General features: G+C 61.3%; 17 protein-coding genes. 10 read left to right on the top strand and 7 right to left on the bottom strand.

The window, feature by feature from the left end; all coding sequences use genetic code 11:
* Both garD and ACA049_RS04355 read left to right on the top strand, forming a co-directional pair.
* Nucleotides 1-1,554, top strand: coding sequence for a galactarate dehydratase (gene garD / locus ACA049_RS04350; protein ID WP_497333406.1), 1,554 nt, complete (start codon nucleotides 1-3; stop codon nucleotides 1,552-1,554).
* A 184-nt stretch (nucleotides 1,555-1,738) separates the two neighbouring features.
* Complete coding sequence (locus tag ACA049_RS04355) at nucleotides 1,739-2,680, top strand: AEC family transporter (RefSeq protein ID WP_497333408.1); 942 nt, start codon at nucleotides 1,739-1,741, stop codon at nucleotides 2,678-2,680.
* Nucleotides 2,681-2,811: 131 nt separating this feature from the next.
* Here ACA049_RS04355 and ACA049_RS04360 read toward each other — a convergent pair whose 3' ends face one another.
* The 6 genes from ACA049_RS04360 to gatC all read right to left on the bottom strand — a co-directional run bounded on the left by ACA049_RS04360 (nucleotide 2,812) and on the right by gatC (nucleotide 8,033).
* Complete coding sequence (locus ACA049_RS04360) at nucleotides 2,812-3,147, bottom strand: carboxymuconolactone decarboxylase family protein (RefSeq protein ID WP_371922076.1); 336 nt, start codon at nucleotides 3,145-3,147, stop codon at nucleotides 2,812-2,814.
* A 41-nt stretch (nucleotides 3,148-3,188) separates the two neighbouring features.
* On the bottom strand, nucleotides 3,189-4,247 hold the full coding sequence (locus tag ACA049_RS04365; protein ID WP_497333410.1) for a calcium/sodium antiporter: 1,059 nt from the start codon (nucleotides 4,245-4,247) through the stop codon (nucleotides 3,189-3,191).
* Between the two features lie 50 nt (nucleotides 4,248-4,297).
* Nucleotides 4,298-4,672 (bottom strand): septal ring lytic transglycosylase RlpA family protein, encoded by a 375-nt coding sequence (locus ACA049_RS04370; RefSeq protein ID WP_497333412.1) that lies wholly within the window; start codon nucleotides 4,670-4,672, stop codon nucleotides 4,298-4,300.
* Nucleotides 4,673-4,821: 149 nt separating this feature from the next.
* Nucleotides 4,822-6,267: an Asp-tRNA(Asn)/Glu-tRNA(Gln) amidotransferase subunit GatB gene (gatB, locus tag ACA049_RS04375; RefSeq protein WP_497333414.1), complete on the bottom strand. Its 1,446-nt coding sequence runs from the start codon at nucleotides 6,265-6,267 to the stop codon at nucleotides 4,822-4,824.
* Nucleotides 6,268-6,277: 10 nt separating this feature from the next.
* Entirely contained in the window at nucleotides 6,278-7,729 is a 1,452-nt protein-coding gene (gene gatA, locus ACA049_RS04380; RefSeq protein WP_462025504.1) for an Asp-tRNA(Asn)/Glu-tRNA(Gln) amidotransferase subunit GatA, read from the bottom strand.
* Between the two features lie 16 nt (nucleotides 7,730-7,745).
* Nucleotides 7,746-8,033, bottom strand: a complete 288-nt coding sequence (gene gatC / locus ACA049_RS04385; protein ID WP_007901429.1) for an Asp-tRNA(Asn)/Glu-tRNA(Gln) amidotransferase subunit GatC — start codon at nucleotides 8,031-8,033, stop codon at nucleotides 7,746-7,748.
* A 210-nt stretch (nucleotides 8,034-8,243) separates the two neighbouring features.
* Between gatC and mreB the strand changes: the two genes are divergently transcribed.
* From mreB to tldD, 8 genes are all read left to right on the top strand, one after another.
* Nucleotides 8,244-9,281: a rod shape-determining protein MreB gene (gene mreB / locus ACA049_RS04390; protein WP_002555108.1), complete on the top strand. Its 1,038-nt coding sequence runs from the start codon at nucleotides 8,244-8,246 to the stop codon at nucleotides 9,279-9,281.
* Nucleotides 9,282-9,423: 142 nt separating this feature from the next.
* Nucleotides 9,424-10,566, top strand: coding sequence for a rod shape-determining protein MreC (gene mreC / locus ACA049_RS04395; RefSeq protein WP_497336774.1), 1,143 nt, complete (start codon nucleotides 9,424-9,426; stop codon nucleotides 10,564-10,566).
* Complete coding sequence (gene mreD, locus ACA049_RS04400; protein ID WP_497333416.1) at nucleotides 10,566-11,057, top strand: rod shape-determining protein MreD; 492 nt, start codon at nucleotides 10,566-10,568, stop codon at nucleotides 11,055-11,057. Before mreC ends, mreD begins: the two co-directional genes overlap by 1 nt.
* Nucleotides 11,058-11,100: 43 nt before the next feature.
* Nucleotides 11,101-11,697, top strand: a complete 597-nt coding sequence (locus tag ACA049_RS04405; RefSeq protein ID WP_497333418.1) for a Maf family protein — start codon at nucleotides 11,101-11,103, stop codon at nucleotides 11,695-11,697.
* Nucleotides 11,698-11,754: 57 nt separating this feature from the next.
* Nucleotides 11,755-13,212, top strand: a complete 1,458-nt coding sequence (rng, locus tag ACA049_RS04410; protein WP_008008603.1) for a ribonuclease G — start codon at nucleotides 11,755-11,757, stop codon at nucleotides 13,210-13,212.
* Between the two features lie 75 nt (nucleotides 13,213-13,287).
* On the top strand, nucleotides 13,288-17,091 hold the full coding sequence (locus tag ACA049_RS04415; RefSeq protein WP_497333420.1) for a YhdP family protein: 3,804 nt from the start codon (nucleotides 13,288-13,290) through the stop codon (nucleotides 17,089-17,091).
* A gap of 200 nt (nucleotides 17,092-17,291) precedes the next feature.
* Complete coding sequence (locus ACA049_RS04420; RefSeq protein WP_497333422.1) at nucleotides 17,292-18,152, top strand: carbon-nitrogen hydrolase family protein; 861 nt, start codon at nucleotides 17,292-17,294, stop codon at nucleotides 18,150-18,152.
* 4 nt (nucleotides 18,153-18,156) lie between these two features.
* On the top strand, nucleotides 18,157-19,599 hold the full coding sequence (tldD, locus tag ACA049_RS04425; protein WP_497333424.1) for a metalloprotease TldD: 1,443 nt from the start codon (nucleotides 18,157-18,159) through the stop codon (nucleotides 19,597-19,599).
* Nucleotides 19,600-19,647: 48 nt separating this feature from the next.
* Here tldD and yjgA read toward each other — a convergent pair whose 3' ends face one another.
* Nucleotides 19,648-20,172 (bottom strand): ribosome biogenesis factor YjgA, encoded by a 525-nt coding sequence (gene yjgA, locus ACA049_RS04430; RefSeq protein ID WP_497333426.1) that lies wholly within the window; start codon nucleotides 20,170-20,172, stop codon nucleotides 19,648-19,650.
* Nucleotides 20,173-20,197: the final 25 nt, after the last annotated feature.

Genomic DNA, 20,197 nt, shown 5'->3' on the forward strand with positions numbered 1-20,197 from the left:
ATGCAGTTGATTGAACATTCCGACTCGCCGCGCTACATCCGCCTGCACGAGCGGGACAACGTCGTGATCGTGGTCAATGATCAGGGCGTACCGGCCGGCACCGAGTTTCCCGATGGCCTGGTGACGGTGGACTTCGTGCCGCAGAGTCATAAAGTCACTCTGGAAGACATTCCCGAGGGCGGCCAGGTGATTCGTTACGGCCAGACCATCGGCTACGCGTTGCAGCCGATTCCGCGCGGCAGCTGGGTCAAGGAAGATCAACTGCGCATGCCCACCGCGCCACCGCTGGACAGCCTGCCGCTGTCCACCGAAGTGCCGGCGGCGCAGGCTCCGCTGGAAGGCTATACGTTTGAGGGTTACCGCAACGCCGACGGCACCGTCGGCACGCGCAACATTCTGGGGATTACCACGACCGTTCAGTGTGTGACCGGTGTGCTGGACCATGCGGTCAAGCGCATCAAGGACGAGTTGCTGCCGCTTTATCCGAACGTCGATGACGTGGTGGCGCTGACCCACAGCTACGGCTGCGGCGTGGCCATTACGGCCACCGACGCCTACATTCCGATCCGCACCGTGCGCAACCTGGCGCGCAACCCGAACCTGGGGGGCGAAGCCTTGGTCATCAGCCTGGGCTGCGAGAAATTGCAGGCCGGGCAGGTGATGCACGAGAACGACAGCTCGGTGGATTTGAGCGATCCGTGGCTGTACCGCTTGCAGGATTCGAGTCACGGTTTCACCGAGATGATCGAGCAGATCATGGCGCTGGCCGAGACCCGTTTGAAGAGGCTCGATCAGCGTCGCCGGGAAACCGTGCCGGCGTCCGAGCTGATTCTGGGCATGCAGTGCGGCGGCAGCGATGCGTTTTCCGGCATCACCGCCAACCCGGCGCTGGGGTATGCCTCGGACCTGTTGCTGCGTGCTGGCGCGACGGTGATGTTTTCCGAAGTCACCGAAGTGCGCGATGCGATTTACCTGCTGACTTCCCGCGCGGAGACTGAGGAGGTTGCTCAGGAACTGGTGCGGGAAATGGACTGGTACGACCGTTACCTGGCCAAGGGCGAAGCGGATCGCAGCGCCAACACCACGCCGGGCAACAAGAAGGGCGGGTTGTCGAACATTGTCGAGAAGTCCCTGGGCTCAATCGTCAAATCCGGTAGCAGCGCGATCAACGGGGTGCTTGGCCCTGGCGAGCGGTTCAAGCGCAAAGGGCTGATTTTCTGCGCGACCCCGGCCAGTGATTTTGTCTGCGGGACGTTGCAGTTGGCGGCGGGGATGAACTTGCACGTGTTCACCACCGGGCGTGGCACGCCGTATGGCTTGGCGATGGCGCCGGTGGTGAAGGTGTCGACCCGGACCGAACTGGCGCAGCGCTGGCCGGACCTGATCGACATCGATGCCGGGCGGATTGCGACTGGGCGGGCTTCGATTGAAGACCTTGGCTGGGAGTTGTTCCACTACTACCTGGACGTGGCCAGCGGCAAGAAGCAGACGTGGGCCGAGCAGCACAAGCTGCATAACGACATCACCTTGTTTAACCCGGCGCCGATTACCTGAGATCGAGTCGCCTGCTTCGCGAGCAAGCCCGCTCCCACAGTGATCTACAGTGAACACAAAATTTGTGTGCAACTCGATCAAGTGTGGGAGCGGGCTTGCTCGCGAAAGCGGTCTACCAGACGCCGAAGGACTTGGTGGCTTATCATTAGCCCCCTAACGACGCTCATCCAAGGTTCCCCCCGGCATGCTGGCTATCTTCCTCGAAACCCTGAACATCACCGCGCCGGTGTTTGCCATGCTGTTTCTGGGGGTGGTGCTCAAGCGCATCGGCTGGATCAACGACAACTTCATCCACACCGCGTCGGCCCTGGTGTTCAACGTCACCATGCCGGCGTTGCTGTTCCTGGGCATCCTGCATGCCGACCTGCACGCCGCGCTGCAACCGGCGCTGCTGATCTATTTCTCACTCGCGACCCTGGCGTCTTTCGCCATCGCCTGGGGCTGGGCGATCTTGAAGTGCCCGCGTGAAGACCGGGGGATTTACACCCAAGGCGCGTTTCGCGGCAACAACGGGGTCATCGGCCTCGCCCTGGCGGCGAGCATGTACGGCGATTACGGAATTTCCCTCGGGGCGATTCTCGCGGCGTTGGTGATCCTGTTTTACAACACGCTGTCGACCATCGTGCTGGCGGTGTACAGCCCGGTGATCAAATCCGATCCGTGGAGCATCTGCAAAAGCGTGATGGTCAACCCGCTGATCATCAGCGTGTTTGCGGCCGCGCCGTTTGCGTATTTCAAGATCGGTTTGCCGGGCTGGCTGGAAACGTCTGGCCAGTACCTGGCGCAAACCACGTTGCCGTTGGCGCTGATTTGCATCGGCGGCACGTTGTCGCTGGCGGCCTTGCGCAAAAGCGGCAACATGGCGCTCAGTTCGAGCCTGGTGAAGATGATCGGCCTGCCGGTGCTGGCGACGCTGGGGGCGTGGCTTTGGGGATTTCGCGGGGCGGAGTTGGGGATTCTGTTTCTGTACTTCGGCAGCCCGACGGCGGCGGCCAGTTTTGTCATGGCCCGTCAGGCCGATGGCAATCATGAACTGGCGGCGGCGATCATCGTCATTACTACGTTGATGGCGGCGGTGACCACCAATATCGGGATCTTTTTGTTGCAGTGGGGTGGGTGGATCTAGCTTCCGGATTTTCGCTGATTTCCAGGGCCTCTTCGCGGGCAAGCCTCGCTCCTACAGGAGCTCACCGAGCCTGTAGGAGCGAGGCTTGCCCGCGAAGGCGCCAGTCCTGTAACCACACAACCTTTGAAGACTTACTCCGGCTTCTGATAGGTATCGATCACTTCCTGCGCCGCGCGAAACGCATCAATCGCCGCCGGCACACCGGCATACACCGCGCAATGCAGCAGCGCCTCACGAATCTCTTCTACTGTGCAACCGTTGTTCAGCGCCCCACGCACGTGGCCTTTCAATTCTTGCGGGCACTTCAACGCCGTCAGGGCGGCAAGGGTAATCAGGCTGCGGGTTTTCAGCGGCAGACCTTCGCGATTCCACACGCTGCCCCACGCGTGTTCATTGACGAAATCCTGCAGCGGCTGGGTGAACTCGGTGGCATTGCCCAGTGCGCGGTCGACGAACGCATCGCCCATCACTTGGCGGCGGACTTCAACGCCAGGCTTTTTGTTATCGGTCACGGCATTTCCCTCTTGTGGTGTTGGCGACGCCAGGCGCGCAGCGACGTGAACAGCAGAAACGCGACCAGCGCCGGCAGGACGTAAAACAGCATCAGGTGTTCAAGCTTGCCGGCCAGCGGCATGCCGGTGGTGAACGACACCACGTGCAGACCGTAAGCGAGATACAAGCCCAAAAACAGCAGACCTTCGGCGCGGGTCACCCGATAACCGGTGTAGAACAGCGGCAGGCACAGCACCGCGACACCAAGCATCACCGGCAAGTCGAAATCCAGGGCATTGGGCGAGACCGACAGCGGCGAGGGCGCGACCAGCGCGGTCAGGCCGAGCACGCCCAGGAGGTTGAACAGGTTGCTGCCGATCACGTTGCCCACGGCAATGTCCCGCTGACCGCGCAACGCAGCGATCAACGAGGTGGCCAGTTCCGGCAGGGACGTGCTGATGGCGACGATGGTCAGGCCGATGACCCGCTCCGACAGCCCCAGGTCGGTCGCGACCGCAACGGCGGCGCCCAGCAACAAGTGGCCGGCGTAGATCAGCATCGCCAGTCCGGCGACGATCATCAACACGCTGCTGAACCACGGTGCCTGGGGTGTTCCGTCATGGGAGGGCGGACGGACGGAGTGCCGCGACTGGCGCAGCAACAAGCCCAGATACAGCGCCAGGGCAGCGAGTAGAATCATGCCGTCGACGCGGTTCAGCTCTTCATTCCACGCCAATAAAAACACCAGCAGGCTGGCGCCGATCATCAGCGGGATGTCCAGGCGCACCAATTGCCGCGACACCCTCAGCGGAATAATCAGCGCCGACAGCCCGAGGGTGACGAGGATGTTGAAGATGCTGCTGCCGATCACGCTGCCGACAGCGATGTCGGCGTTTTGCGCCAGAGTGGCTTGCAGGCTCACCGCCATTTGCGGCGCGCTGCTGCCCAAGGCGACGATGGTCAGGCCGATGATCAGCGGCCGCACCTGCAAGCGCGCGGCAAGCCGGACGGCGGCACGGACCATCAGTTCAGCGCCGGCGATCAGCAACAGCAGGCCGCCGAGCAATTCAATCACGCTGATCAGGGGTAAATCGGCAAGTCCGAAAATGGTCGGGGCTCCGTCTGTTAATCGTCGAGGGCTTGCACGCGAACCTTCGCGGTGCCGCTTCGGAGCATACCCAGTTGTTCGGCCGCCTCGTGTGAAAGATCAATCAGGCGCCCACGGGTATGCGGCCCGCGGTCGTTGATACGGACCACGCAGGACTTGTCGTTATTCAGATTGGTGACCTTCACCCGCGTGCCGAACGGCAACTGGCGATGGGCGGCGGTCAGGGAGTTCTTGTTGAAACGTTCGCCACTGGCGGTGCGTTTGCCTTGGTGCTTGGCGCCGTAATACGAAGCCATGCCGGTCTTGTCGTAGCCGTGTGGATCGATGATGTCGTTGCTGGCGCATCCGGCCAGCAGGGAGAGCAGGGCGCAGGCGCTGACTAGACGCTTCATTCAAAGTTTCCCTGAAACAAATGTGGGAGCGGGCTTGCTCGCGAATGCATTCTGACAGTCAACCTTGTATTGAGTGCCGAACCGCATTCGCGAGCAAGCCCGCTCCCACAGGGGATTGGAGCCAGGCGTTAAATCTGGCCCCATTCGCATCAGCCTTCGAGTTTGCTTTTCAGCAATTCGTTGACCTGTTGCGGGTTGGCCTTGCCTTTGGAGGCTTTCATGGCCTGGCCGACGAAGAAGCCGAACATTTTGCCGCGTTTGGCTTCGTCTGCCGCGCGGTATTGCTCGACCTGCTCGGCGTTGGCCGCGAGCATTTCGTCCAGCACCGCCGAGATCGCGCCGCTGTCGGTCACTTGCTTGAGGCCGCGCTTGTCGATGATCTCGTCCGCACTGCCTTCGCCGTTGGCCATCGCTTCAAACACCACCTTGGCGATCTTGCCGGAGATGGTGTTGTCCTTGATGCGCAGCAGCATGCCGCCCAGTTGCTCGGCCGAGACCGGCGACTGATCGATTTCCACGCCTTGCTTGTTCAGCAGGCTGCCCAGTTCCACCATCACCCAGTTGGCCGCCAGCTTGGCGTCGCCGCTGATGCTCACGACTTTTTCGAAGTAATCGGCTTGCTCACGGCTGGTAGCGAGGACGCTGGCGTCATACACCGACAGGCCGAATTGCGCCTGGAAACGCTCGCGTTTCTGCGGTGGCAATTCCGGCAGCGTGGCGCGCACGTCGTCGAGGAACGAGTTCTCGATGACCACCGGCAGCAGGTCCGGATCGGGGAAGTAACGGTAATCGTTGGCTTCCTCTTTGCTGCGCATCGGACGGGTTTCGTCCTTGTTCGGATCGTACAGGCGAGTCTGCTGGATCACTTTGCTGCCGTCTTCGATCAGCTCGATCTGACGTTGCACTTCGCTGTTGATCGCCTTCTCGATGAAGCGGAACGAGTTGACGTTCTTGATCTCGCAGCGCGTACCGAATTCAACCTGGCCTTTCGGACGGATCGACACGTTGCAGTCGCAACGCAGCGAGCCTTCGGCCATGTTGCCGTCGCAGATGCCGAGGTAACGCACCAGCGCGTGGATGGTCTTGACGTAGGCCACGGCTTCCTTGGCGCTGCGCATGTCCGGCTCGGAGACGATTTCCAGCAGCGGCGTACCGGCACGGTTCAGGTCGATGCCGGTGGCGCCGTTGAACTCTTCGTGCAGGCTTTTGCCGGCGTCTTCTTCCAGGTGCGCACGGGTGACGCCGACACGTTTGATCGTGCCGTCTTCCATGGCGATGTCCAGGTGGCCCTTGCCGACGATCGGCAATTCCATCTGGCTGATCTGGTAGCCCTTCGGCAGGTCCGGGTAGAAATAGTTTTTACGGGCGAAAACGTTGTGCTGGCCGATTTCGGCATCGATGGCCAGGCCGAACATCACCGCCATGCGCACCGCTTCCTGGTTCAGCACCGGCAATACGCCAGGCATGCCGAGGTCAACCAGGCTGGCCTGGGTGTTCGGCTCGGAACCGAATGTGGTGGAACTACCGGAAAAGATTTTCGACCGGGTGGTGAGCTGGGTATGAATCTCCAGCCCGATCACGACTTCCCATTGCATGTGTTTCTCCTCAGAAGCCGGTTGGGGTGCGGGTGTGCCAGTCAGTGTTCAATTGATACTGATGGGCAACGTTCAACAGGCGACCTTCCTGGAAATACGGGGCGAGCAGTTGCACGCCGACCGGCAGACCATCGACAAAACCGGCTGGCATGGACAAGCCCGGCAGGCCCGCGAGGTTGGCGGTGATGGTGTAGACGTCTTCCAGATAGGCAGCGACCGGGTCGCTGTTCTTGGCGCCAAGCTTCCAGGCCGGGTTCGGCGTGGTTGGGCCGAGGATGATGTCGACCTCATTAAAGGCTGCCATGAAGTCGTTCTTGATCAAGCGACGGATCTTCTGCGCCTTCAGGTAGTAGGCGTCGTAGTAACCGGCCGACAGCGCGTAGGCGCCGACCATGATCCGGCGCTGCACTTCCGGGCCGAAACCTTCGCCACGGGAACGCTTGTACAGGTCGATCAGGTTGACCGGGTTTTCGCAGCGATGGCCAAAACGCACGCCGTCGAAACGCGACAGGTTGGAAGACGCTTCTGCCGGGGCGATCACGTAGTACGCCGGGATCGCGTGCTGCATGTTCGGCAGGCTGATTTCCTTGATCACGGCGCCGAGCTTTTCCAGCTCCTTGACGCTGTTGTGGATCAGCTCGGCGATGCGCGGGTCGAGACCGGCGCTGAAATATTCCTTCGGCACGCCGATGCGCAGGCCTTGCAGCGAACCGTTGAGGCTGGCGCTGTAATCAGGCACAGGCTCGTCGATGCTGGTGGAGTCTTGCGGGTCGAAACCGGCCATGCCTTGCAGCAGGATCGCGCAGTCTTCGGCCGTGCGAGCCAGAGGGCCGCCCTGATCGAGGCTGGACGCGTAAGCGATCATGCCCCAGCGCGAAACACGACCGTACGTCGGTTTCAGGCCGGTGAGGTTGGTCAGTGCGGCGGGCTGGCGAATCGAGCCGCCGGTGTCGGTGCCGGTGGCTGCCGGCAACAGACGAGCGGCAACGGCCGCGGCCGAACCGCCGGACGAACCACCCGGAACATGTTCCAGGTTCCACGGGTTTTTCACCGGGCCGTAGTAGCTCGACTCGTTGGCCGAACCCATGGCGAATTCGTCCATGTTGGTCTTGCCCAGGGTCACGGCGCCGGCAGCGGCAAGCTTGGCGACCACGGTGGCGTCGTACGGTGCTTTAAAGTTGTCGAGCATCTTCGAGCCGCAGCTGGTGCGGATGCCTTGGGTGCAGAACAGGTCTTTGTGGGCGATCGGCGCACCCAGCAGGGCGCCGCTCTCACCATTGGCACGGCGTGCGTCAGCGGCTTTCGCCTGCTGGAGCGCCAGGTCTTCGGTGAGGCTGATGAAGCTGTTGAGCTGAGGATCGAGCTGGGCGATACGCGCCAGCAGGGTTTTGGTCAGCTCTTCGGAAGAAAACTTTTTATCGGCGAGTCCGCGGGCGATCTCGGCCAGAGTCAATTGATGCATTGCAGGCTCTTTCCCTTTAGTCGATGACTTTCGGAACCAGGTACAGGCCGTTTTCGACCGCTGGTGCGATGGACTGGTAGGCCTCGCGATGATTGGTCTCGGTCACGACGTCTGCACGCAGGCGCTGGCTGGCTTCCAGTGGGTGGGCGAGCGGCTCGATACCGTCGGTATTGACCGCCTGCATTTCGTCGACCAGCCCGAGAATGCTGTTCAGGGCTGAAGTAATGTGTGGAAGATCGGCATCATTGAGGCCAAGGCAGGCCAGATGAGCGATTTTTTCCACGTCGGAGCGTTCAAGCGCCATGGGAATCTCCAGTGGAAAACAGAACGGACGGCGTCCGTGTGTTAGATTGTCGGAACACTACCGCATTTCTACGGTCATAAGGCCGCGATTGTGGGGGTTGGTGCACAGAAAAGCGGCCAATTTAACATATTGGCGCCTTGCCCAAAATCCCTGTCGTTGTTAGAGTTTGCCGCACTTTTTTACCCACGCGTTGCCTAGGGTCCCTTTCCCATGTTCAAGAAACTGCGTGGCATGTTTTCCAGCGATCTTTCCATTGACCTGGGCACTGCCAACACCCTTATTTACGTGCGCGAGCGCGGTATCGTCCTGAATGAGCCATCGGTTGTGGCTATTCGGACACACGGTAACCAGAAAAGTGTCGTAGCTGTCGGCACCGAGGCGAAGCGCATGCTCGGCCGTACGCCGGGCAACATTGCTGCCATTCGTCCGATGAAGGACGGCGTAATCGCCGACTTCAGCGTCTGCGAAAAGATGCTGCAATACTTTATCAACAAGGTTCACGAAAACAGCTTCCTGCAGCCAAGCCCGCGGGTGCTGATCTGCGTTCCGTGCAAATCCACCCAGGTTGAGCGTCGCGCCATCCGTGAATCGGCCCTTGGTGCCGGTGCTCGCGAAGTGTTCCTGATCGAAGAGCCAATGGCTGCTGCGATCGGTGCCGGCCTGCCGGTTGAAGAAGCACGCGGTTCGATGGTCGTCGATATCGGTGGTGGTACCACTGAAATCGCGCTGATCTCCCTGAACGGTGTGGTCTACGCCGAATCCGTACGGGTTGGCGGCGACCGCTTCGACGAAGCGATCATCACCTACGTGCGTCGCAACTACGGCAGCCTGATCGGCGAATCCACCGCCGAGCGCATCAAGCAGGAAATCGGTACGGCCTACCCGGGCGGCGAAGTGCGTGAAGTCGACGTTCGTGGTCGTAACCTGGCCGAAGGCGTTCCACGTGCCTTCACCCTGAACTCCAATGAAGTGCTGGAAGCTCTGCAAGAGTCCCTGGCCACCATCGTTCAGGCCGTGAAAAGTGCGCTGGAGCAATCGCCTCCGGAACTGGCTTCCGATATCGCCGAGCGTGGCCTGGTACTGACCGGTGGTGGCGCCTTGCTGCGTGACCTCGACAAGTTGCTGGCCCAGGAAACAGGTCTGCCGGTGATTGTTGCCGAAGACCCGCTGACCTGCGTTGCTCGCGGCGGTGGCCGTGCACTGGAAATGATGGATAAACACACCATGGACCTGCTGTCGAGCGAGTGATCTCGCCGGTTGCATCTATGCTGTTGGCGCGCAGGCAGCACTTTGCAGTGCTGCCTGTTGGCGTTTATCTTCTGTCAGTCTGCATCCAGGCCGGTTTGATGCCGTATGAATAAAGAAAACATTTGCCTGGGAGGAGCGGCTTATTAAACCGCTTTTCACCAAAGGGCCTTCACTGGGCGTGCGCTTGTTGGTGCTGGTCGTGCTATCGGTCGCGCTGATGGTGGTCGATGCCCGCTTCACACTGCTCAAGCCAGTGCGTAGCCAGATGTCGCTGGTGCTGATGCAGTCTTACTGGATCACCGACCTGCCGCAGCGGTTATGGCAGGGTGTGGCCAGTCAATTCGGCAGCCGTACCGAGCTCGTCGCCGAAAACGAAAAACTCAAGACCGAAAATCTGCTGTTGCAAGGCCGCATGCAAAAGCTTGCCGCCCTCACCGAGCAGAACGTTCGGCTGCGCGAGTTGCTCAATTCCTCTGCGCTGGTCAATGAGAAGGTCGAAGTGGCCGAGCTGATCGGCATGGACCCCAACCCCTTCACCCATCGCATCATCATCAATAAAGGTGAGCGCGACGGTGTGGTCCTCGGTCAGCCGGTGCTCGATGCTCGCGGTCTGATGGGCCAGGTGGTCGAGTTGATGCCGTACACCTCCCGCGTGCTGCTGCTGACCGACACCACTCACAGCATTCCGGTGCAGGTGAACCGCAACGGTCTGCGGGCGATTGCCAGCGGCACCGGCAACCCGGAACGCCTGGAACTGCGTCACGTCGCCGACACCGCTGACATTAAAGAAGGCGATCTATTGGTCAGTTCCGGTCTCGGTCAGCGCTTCCCGGCCGGTTACCCGGTGGCGACGGTCAAGGAAGTGATCCACGATTCCGGCCAGCCGTTTGCCATCGTCCGTGCCGTGCCGACCGCCGCGTTGAACCGCAGCCGTTACCTGCTGCTGGTGTTCACCGACGGGCGCACCGCCGAAGAGCGCGCCAACGAGGCTGCCCAGGCGCAAGAAGCGCTGGACCAGCACGGTGGTGGGCCGATCATTCCGGCGACCGTGCCAAAACCAGTGCCGGCGACCGTGGTAGTGCCCGCCGCAGCTGCTGCGCCTGTTGCCGCTCCTGCGACACCGGCTCCGGCACCGGCGGCAACCCCGGCCAAGCCTGCCGCAGCCGCCAAGCCGCCTGCATCGCAACCTGCCGCAACCAAACCGCCAGCCACTCAACCGGCAGCGGTGAAGCCTGCGGCCAAACCGCCTGTCTCCGCGCCGGCTTCCACTGGGGGACGAGAATAATGGTCGGTGTTACCGCATCCCGAAATGGCTGGATGATCTGGCTGACGTTTGCCATTGGCCTGCTGCTCAGCGTTTCGCCGCTGCCGCAATTCATGGAAATCCTCCGTCCGCTCTGGCTGGCCTTGCTGCTGGCGTTCTGGGCGCTGTACTTGCCGCAGAAAGTCGGCATGGTGACCGCGTGGTGCCTGGGCCTGGCCGAAGACGTGCTGTATGGCACGCTGCTGGGTCAGAACGCGTTGATCCTCACGTTGATCACTTTCCTGGTGCTGTCGCTGCAACAGCGCCTGCGCATGTTCCCGATGTGGCAACAGAGCCTGGTGATCCTGGTGATCTTCGGCCTCGCGCAGCTTGTTCAACTATGGCTCAGCGCCCTGACCGGCAACCGTCAGCCAACCCTGGCGCTGGTGCTGCCGGCACTGGTCAGCGCATTGCTCTGGCCATGGATCAGCTACGGTTTGCGCGGGTTGCGTCGACGCTACAAAATCAATTAATTCGGTCAGGCATTCGCCCATACCTCGACAGGGAGATGTCTTGATGAAGCTGTTGTATCTCGCCTCAGGCTCGCCGCGTCGGCGTGAACTGCTCACGCAGATCGGCGTGCCGTTCTCCGCCATCAGCGCGGACATCGATGAAACCCCTTTAAAAGATGAATCCCCTTCGGCCTATGTCGAGCGCTTGGCGCGCGGCAAAGCCGAGGCCGGGCGCGACACGGTCGTGTCTGACGAAGATTTCTGCGTGCTGGGCGCTGACACCGCTGTCGTGCTCAACGGGAAAATTCTCGGCAAACCGGTGGACGAAGCTGACGCGTGCGCCATGCTTATGATGTTGGCCGGTCAGGAACACGAAGTCTTGACCGCCATCGCGGTGCTCGACGGTGAGCGTTGTGAGTCGCGGGTGGTGCGCAGTCTGGTGCGTTTTCGCAACATCGCTCGCGATGAAGCGGCGGCCTACTGGGCCAGTGGCGAACCCCGGGACAAGGCCGGTGGCTATGGCATTCAAGGACTGGGCGCGGTGTTTGTCGCCGGTCTCAATGGCAGTTACTCGGCGGTGGTCGGACTGCCGCTGTGCGAAACCGCTGAGCTGCTCGGCCATTTCGGCATACCCTGTTGGCAAACCCTTAACGCGCGCTGAGCGTCGTACTGACAAGATGCGGCCATTATCGTGAACATGCCTGAACGAGACCCTGCCATGAGTGAAGAGATCCTGATCAACATCACGCCGATGGAATCGCGCGTGGCGGTGGTCGAAAACGGTGTCCTGCAAGAGGTCCACGTCGAGCGCACGCAAAAGCGCGGGATCGTCGGCAACATCTATAAAGGCAAGGTCGTGCGGGTATTGCCGGGCATGCAAGCCGCCTTCGTCGACATCGGCCTGGACCGCGCCGCGTTCATTCACGCCTCGGAGATTTCCCTGCGCGAAGGCCCTGCGGTAGAGAGCATCAGCGCGCTGGTTCACGAAGGCCAGAGCCTGGTCGTCCAAGTCACAAAGGACCCGATCGGCTCCAAAGGTGCGCGACTGACGACCCAGCTGTCGATTCCGTCGCGCTATCTGGTTTACATGCCGCGCACGGCCCACGTTGGCATTTCGCTGAAGATCGAAGACGAAGCCGAGCGCGAACGTCTCAAGCAAGTCGTCACCGATTGCGTGGCCAAAGAAGGCATCAAGGAGGCGGGCGGTTTCATTCTGCGTACCGCGGCCGAAGGGGCTGGCGCCGATGAAATCCTCATGGACATCCGCTACCTGCGCCGCCTCTGGGACCAGATCAACGAACAGATCAAAACGATCAGCGCACCCAGTGTGATCTACGAAGACCTCGGTCTGGCGTTGCGCACCCTGCGCGACCTGGTGAGCCCGAAGATCGAGAAGATCCGCATCGATTCCCGGGAAACCTTCCAGAAAACCACGCAGTTCGTCGCCGAACTGATGCCGGAAATCGCCGATCGTCTTGAGCATTACCCCGGCGAGCGGCCGATTTTCGACCTGTACGGCGTCGAAGACGAAATCCAGAAAGCCCTCGAGCGCAAAGTGCCGCTCAAATCCGGTGGTTATCTGGTGGTCGATCCGGCTGAAGCCATGAGCACCATCGACGTCAACACCGGGGCATTCGTCGGCCATCGCAACCTCGAAGAAACCATCTTCAAGACCAACCTCGAAGCTGCGACCGCCATCGCCCGCCAGCTGCGCCTGCGCAACCTGGGCGGGATCATCATCATCGACTTCATCGACATGGAAGACGAAGAGCACCAGCGCCAGGTGCTGCGTACCCTCGAGAAGCAGCTGGAACGCGATCACGCCAAGACCAACATCATCGGCATCACCGAGTTGGGCCTGGTGCAGATGACCCGCAAGCGCACCCGTGAAAGCCTCGAACAAGTGCTGTGCGAACCGTGCAGCAGCTGTCAGGGCCGCGGCAAGCTGAAGACGCCGGAAACGGTCTGCTACGAAATTTTCCGCGAAATCCTCCGTGAGGCACGCGCCTATCAAGCGGAAGGCTATCGTGTATTGGCGAACCAGAAAGTCGTCGACCGTTTGCTCGATGAGGAGTCGGGTAATGTCGCCGAGCTTGAAGGATTTATCGGACGCACCATTCGGTTCCAGGTGGAAACCATGTATTCCCAGGAACAATACGACGTGGTGCTGCTCTGAATCGCTGTGTTTCACCCTTACTAGAACGGCTGGCCTCAGCTTTTTGCAGTATTTTCGCTATGGGAGCCAACTGACATGGAACGTCTGACACGCATTTTGGCCGCACTGACCCGCTGGGGTCTTGGCCTGTGCGCGTTGGTCCTGGTGTTGATGGCGTTGTACGTCAGCCTCGGCCGGGAGCTGACGCCCCTGGTGGCCGAATACCGTGCCGACGTCGAAACCAAAGCCAGCGCCGCCTTGGGCATGCCGCTGCAAATCGGCAAACTCGAAGGTAACTGGAGCGGTTTCGCGCCGATCTTACTGGCGCATGACGTGACGGTCGGCGAGGGCGCCAACGCCCTGCACCTGGATCAGGTGCGAGCGGTGCCGGATCTTTGGGAAAGCCTGCTGGCACGCGATGTTCGCATCGCCCACCTCGAACTCAATGGCCTGAAGATCAGCCTCAAGGAAGGCGCGGACGGTCATTGGGCGCTGGAAGGGTTGCCGGTGCAACAAGAGCAGCCGCTGGATCCGGAACAGTTGCTCAATCGCATGCAAATGGTCCAGCAGCTGTCGGTGATCGACAGCCAGGTGACCTTGCAGCCACTGGACCACCCGCCACTGACCCTGACCTACGTTGGCCTGAATCTGAAAACCGGCGTCTCCCGCCAGCGCCTCGATGCCCGTTTGACCCTGCCCGACGGCCAGCCTGTGGCCATGACTGTGCGCACCCGTCTGCGCGCCAGCCAGTGGAAGGACGGCGAAGCCGAGGCCTACCTGAGCCTGCCGCAAAGCGACTGGTCGAAATGGCTGCCCGAGCGCGTGACCCGGCAGTGGAATTTCTCCGAGCTCAAGGCCGGAGGCGAGCTCTGGGTGAATTGGGGCAAGGGCGCGCTGCAAAGCGGCGCCATTCGCTTGAACGCGCCGCAACTCAAGGGCGCCTACGCCGAGCGCAAGCCGATCCAGATCAATAATCTGGCGCTCAACGGTTATTTCCAGCGCAGCAGCGAAGGCATGCTGGTGACCCTGGATTCCCTGGCCATGAACTTCGGCGAGACCCGTTGGGAATCGCACCTGCAACTTCGACAGACCGCCGCTACTGATAAGTCGGAAGAGCTCTGGCACCTGCAAGCCGACCGCCTCGACCTCACCCCGCTGACCCCGCTGATAAACGCCTTGGGGCCGCTGCCCGAAGGCGTGGCCACGGCGGTCGAGCGCCTCAAGGTCACCGGTGGGCTGCGCAACGTCTTGATTGATCTGCGGCCCAATGCCACCGATGACAGCAAGTTCAGCTTTGCCGCCAACCTCGATCAGGTCGGCTTCGACGCCTATCACGGCGCGCCGGCCGCACGGAATGTCAGCGGCAGCATCAGCGGTGACCTCGGTCAGGGCGAGCTGCGCATGGACAGCAAGGATTTCGTCTTGCACCTGGACCCGATTTTCGCCAAGCCATGGCAATACATCCAGGCCAACGCCCGTCTGACCTGGAAGCTCGACAAAGAAGGTTTCACCCTGATCGCGCCGTACCTGAAGGTGCTGGGCGAGGAGGGCAAGATTGCCGGTGACTTCCTGATCCGCCTGCATTTCGACCACACCCAGGAAGATTACATGGACCTGCGGGTCGGTCTGGTGGACGGCGACGGTCGCTACACTGCCAAGTACCTGCCGACCATGCTCAGCCCGGCGCTGGACGAATGGCTGCGCACGGCGATTCTCAAAGGCGCCGTGGACCAGGGTTTCTTCCAGTATCAGGGCTCGCTGAACCACGGCGCGGCCGAGACGGCGCGCAGCATCAGCCTGTTCTTCAAGGTTCACGATGCCGAACTGGCGTTCCAGCCGGGTTGGCCGCATGTCAGCAAGGTCAGCGGTGATGTGTTCGTTGAAGACAGTGGCGTGCGGATCCTGGCCAGCAAGGGCCAATTGCTCGACACGCAGGTTCGCGACATTTACGTCAATATTCCCCATGCGCCGGAAGGGCAAAGCGTTCACCTGTTCCTCGACGGCGGGTTCTCCGGCGGGTTGGGCGATGGCTTGAAGATTCTTCAGCAAGCGCCGATCGGTACCGCAGAAACCTTTGCCGGATGGGAAGGCGAGGGCGATCTGCAAGGCAAGCTGAAGCTGGATATTCCGCTGGTCAAAGGCGAGCAGCCGAAGATTCTCGTCGACTTCAAGACCGCCAAGGCGCGTTTGAAACTGGCCGAGCCCTCACTGGAGCTGACGCAGCTCAAGGGCGATTTCCGTTTCGACAGTGCCAAGGGCCTGAGCGGGCAGAACATCACCGCGCGCGCCTTTGATCAACCGGTCACCGCGCAGATCTTTGCCGATGGCAGCGCAGGCAACCTCAAGACACGCGTCACCGCTTCCGGCCAGGTCGAGGTCAAGAAACTCACGGACTGGCTGAGCGTCACCCAGCCATTGCCGGTGTCCGGCTTGATCCCGTATCAGCTGCAACTGAGCCTGGACGGCGCCGACAGCCAGCTGATGGTCAATTCCAGCCTCAAAGGCGTGGCAATCGACTTGCCAGCGCCGTTTGGCATGACCGCCGATGCCGGCCGCAACACCACGTTCCGCATGACCCTGCAAGGGGCGGAACGGCGCTACTGGGTCAACTATGGCGAGTTGGCAGACTTCACGTTTGCGGCGCCGAGCGGCAATTTTGCCGACGGTCGTGGCGAGTTGTTCCTGGGTGGCGGCAGTGCTGTCCTGCCCGGCGCCAAAGGCCTGCGAGTGCGCGGGGTGCTGTCGGAGCTGGACGTTGGTCCGTGGAAAGAGCTGGTGGACAAGTACGCCGGCCAAGATCCGGGAGGCAATGCCAAGCAGTTGCTCAGCAGTGCGGACTTCAAGGTTGGCAAGCTCAGCGGTATCGGTACGACGCTCGATCAGGCATCGGTGCAGTTGAACCGCAAAGCCGCGGCGTGGGCCTTGCAACTCGACAGTCAGCAGGTCAAGGGCAGCGCGAGCATCCCTGATGCGAAAGGCGCGCCGATTGCGATCAATCTGCAAACCGTGCGGTTGCCGGCACCAGACCCGACCGTGCTGGCCGACGAAAACTCGCCGGACCCGCTGGCCTCGGTGGACCCGACCAAGATCCCGGCGCTGGACATCACCATCAATCAGCTGTTCCAGGGCCAGGACCTCGTAGGCGCCTGGTATCTGAAAGTCCGTCCGACCGCCAAGGGCATTGCGCTCAATACGCTGGACCTGGGCCTCAAAGGCATTTTGTTGCAGGGCACTGGCGGCTGGGAAGGCATCCCCGGAAGCTCCAGCAGTTGGTACAAAGGGCGGATCAGCGGCAAAAATCTCGCTGACGTGCTGAAAGGCTGGGGCTTTGCGCCGAGCGTCACCAGTGAAGAATTTCATATGGATGTCGACGGTCGCTGGCCGGGTTCACCGGCGTGGCTGGCCACCAAACGTTTCTCCGGCACCCTCGATGCTTCGTTGAATAAAGGCCAGTTCGTTGAGGTCGAGGGCAGCGCCCAGGCCCTGCGAGTTTTCGGCCTGCTCAACTTCAACTCCATCGGTCGCCGTCTGCGCCTGGACTTCTCCGACCTGTTCGGCAAAGGCTTGAGTTATGACCGCGTCAAGGGTCTGCTGGTCGCGACCAACGGGGTTTATGTGACGAAGGAACCGATCTTGCTGACCGGCCCTTCGAGCAACATTGAACTGAACGGGACCCTGAACCTGGTGGCCGATCAGGTTGACGCGAAACTGCTGGTGACTTTGCCGGTGACCAACAACCTGCCAATTGCCGCGCTGATCGTCGGCGCACCGGCCATTGGCGGCGCGCTGTTCCTGATCGACAAGCTGATCGGTGACCGCGTGGCACGTTTCGCCAGCGTCAAATACACGGTCAAGGGCCCTTGGAAAGAGCCGAAAATCACCTTCGACAAACCTTTTTGACAACGCCACGCCTCGGGCCGATGGAGTAGCATGGCCTGTAGGAGCTGTGTAGGACTGTAGGAGCTGTGTAGGAGCTGTCGAGTGAAACGAGGCTGCGATCTTTTGACGTTGATTTTTTAGAAGCAAGATCAAAAGATCGCAGCCTCGTTTCACTCGACAGCTCCTACAGGTGTTTGTTGATTCCCGATAAGGAAATGGCCATGACTTTTGCGGTGATTCAAATGGTCAGCCAGAGCGATGTTCTGGCCAACCTGACCGAGGCCCGGCGTCTGCTTGAACAGGCCGCGGCCGGTGGCGCGCAACTGGCGGTGCTGCCGGAAAATTTCGCTGCGATGGGCCGTCGCGACATTGCCGACATCGGCCGCGCCGAGGCGTTGGGTGAAGGTCCGATCCTGCCGTGGTTGAAACAGACCGCCCGCGACCTCAAGTTATGGATAGTGGCCGGCACGTTGCCGTTGCCGCCGTTGGGCCATCCGACGTCCAAAGCCCATGCCTGCTCGTTGCTGGTCAATGATCAGGGCGAAACGGTGGCGCGTTACGACAAGCTGCACCTGTTCGACGTGGACGTAGCGGACAACCGCGGGCGTTATCGAGAATCCGATGACTATGCTTATGGCAGTGGGGTTGTGGTGGCGGATACTCCCGTCGGTCGAGTCGGCCTGACGGTGTGTTACGACCTGCGTTTCCCTGAGTTGTATAGCGAACTGCGCGCTGCGGGCGCGCAATTGATTACCGCACCGTCGGCATTTACCGCGGTGACCGGCGCGGCGCATTGGGATGTGCTGATTCGCGCGCGGGCCATCGAGACTCAATGTTATGTGCTCGCGGCCGCCCAGGGTGGGACGCATCCGGGGCCGCGAGAAACCTGGGGGCACGCCGCAATCGTCGACCCTTGGGGACGTGTGCTGGCCCAACAGGATCAAGGCGAGGCCGTGCTGTTGGCCGAACGCGATAGCAGCGAACAGGCGTCCATCAGGGCGCGGATGCCGGTGTCCAGTCACCGGCGCTTTTTCTCGCAGGGCGCCCAGCGACCTGCACAGAACGACGAATTTAAGGCGTAAACATATGAGCGAGTTGTTGTCCTCCGTCAGTGAACACCTCCTGGCGCCCGGTGGCGTAACGATCGAGAGCCTGCAAGGGGTTCTCGGCGATCTGGCCGGCCCGGGTATCGATGCCGCGGACCTGTATTTCCAGGGGCAGATTTCCGAGTCCTGGGCACTGGAAGACGGGATCGTCAAGGAAGGCAGCTTCAACCTCGACCAGGGTGTGGGCGTGCGTGCGCAATCGGGTGAAAAAACCGGTTTTGCCTACAGCAATGCCATCACCCTTGAAGCCCTCGGCGCAGCCGCCCGCGCAGCACGTTCGATCTCCCGCGCCGGGCAGAACGGCTCGGTGCAGGCCTTCACTACTGCGGACGTCGCCCAGTTGTACGGGCCGGACAACCCGCTTGAAGTGATGAGCCGCGCTGAGAAAGTCGAATTGCTCAAGCGCATCGACGTCGCGACTCGCGCCCTCGACCCGCGAATCCAGCAAGTCACCGTGAGCATGGCCGGGGTCTGGGAGCGCATTCTTGTCGCTTCGACCGACGGCAGCCTGGCCGCCGATGTGCGGCCGCTGGTGCGCTTCAACGTCAGCGTGATCGTTGAGCAAAACGGTCGCCGCGAGCGCGGTGGTCATGGCGGTGGCGGTCGTACCGATTACCGTTACTTCCTCGCCGAAGATCGCGCCATGAGCTACGCCCGTGAAGCGCTGCGTCAGGCGCTGGTGAACCTGGAAGCCATTCCTGCGCCGGCCGGTACGTTGCCGGTGGTGCTGGGTTCGGGCTGGTCCGGCGTGCTGCTGCACGAAGCGGTCGGCCACGGTCTGGAAGGCGATTTCAACCGCAAGGGCAGTTCGGCCTACAGCGGGCGCATGGGCGAGATGGTTGCGTCCAAGCTGTGCACCATCGTCGATGACGGTACGCTGGCCGGTCGTCGCGGTTCCCTGAGCGTCGACGACGAAGGCACCCCGACCGAGTGCACCACGCTGATCGAAAACGGCGTACTCAAAGGCTACATGCAGGACAAGCTCAACGCGCGCCTGATGGGCGTGGCCCGCACCGGCAACGGTCGTCGTGAATCCTACGCGCACCTGCCGATGCCCCGGATGACCAATACCTACATGCTGGCGGGCGAAAGTGACCCGGCGGAAATCATTGCCTCGGTGAAACGCGGCATCTATTGCGCCAACCTCGGCGGCGGGCAGGTGGACATCACCAGCGGCAAGTTCGTGTTCTCCACCAGCGAGGCGTACCTGATCGAAGACGGCAAAATCACCGCCCCGGTCAAAGGCGCGACGTTGATCGGCAACGGCCCGGAAGCCATGAGCAAGGTGTCGATGGTCGGTAACGATCTGGCGCTGGACAGCGGAGTAGGGACGTGTGGCAAGGATGGGCAGTCGGTGCCGGTGGGTGTCGGCCAGCCAACGCTGAAAATCGATGCGATCACTGTGGGTGGCACAGGATCGTAAAGGATGGAGCTTCGGGTGGGCCGCGTGGCGACTCACCCGATTCGAGATTTAACGCAGACCGCGTTGAGTCTCGTCCAGCTCACGGATGTACTTGAAGATTTTACGGCTCGATGCCGGTGGCTTGTTGGTCGCCAGTTCGTGCTGGGCCTGACGGATCAGGGAGCGCAACTGCTGACGATCAGCCTCCGGGTAGTCGAGCACGAACTTCTCCAGGATCGCATCGTCGCCCGCGATCAAGCGATCGCGCCAGCGTTCCAGGCCATGGAAACGTTCGTTGTACTGCCGGGTGGAGGCATCGAGTTGATCGAGCAAAGTAAGGATGGCGTCAGTGTCCTGATCGCGCATCAGTTTGCCGATGAACATAAGGTGCCGTTTACGCGCGATATTCGCGGTGTGCTTGGGCGCATCGGCCAAGGCCCGGCGCATAGCGTCGGTCAACGGCAGTTTTGCCAGCAAGTCAGGCTTGAGCGTTGTAAGGCGCTCGCCGAGGTCAACCAGAGCATGAAGCTCGCGTTTAACCTGGGATTTGCTTTTTTCTCCCGTATCGAGGGAGTCGTCGTAAGAATCAACCATGGTGGCCGTCCGCAAAGAAACGCCG

It is taken from the genome of Pseudomonas sp. LBUM1662 (assembly GCF_059695915.1).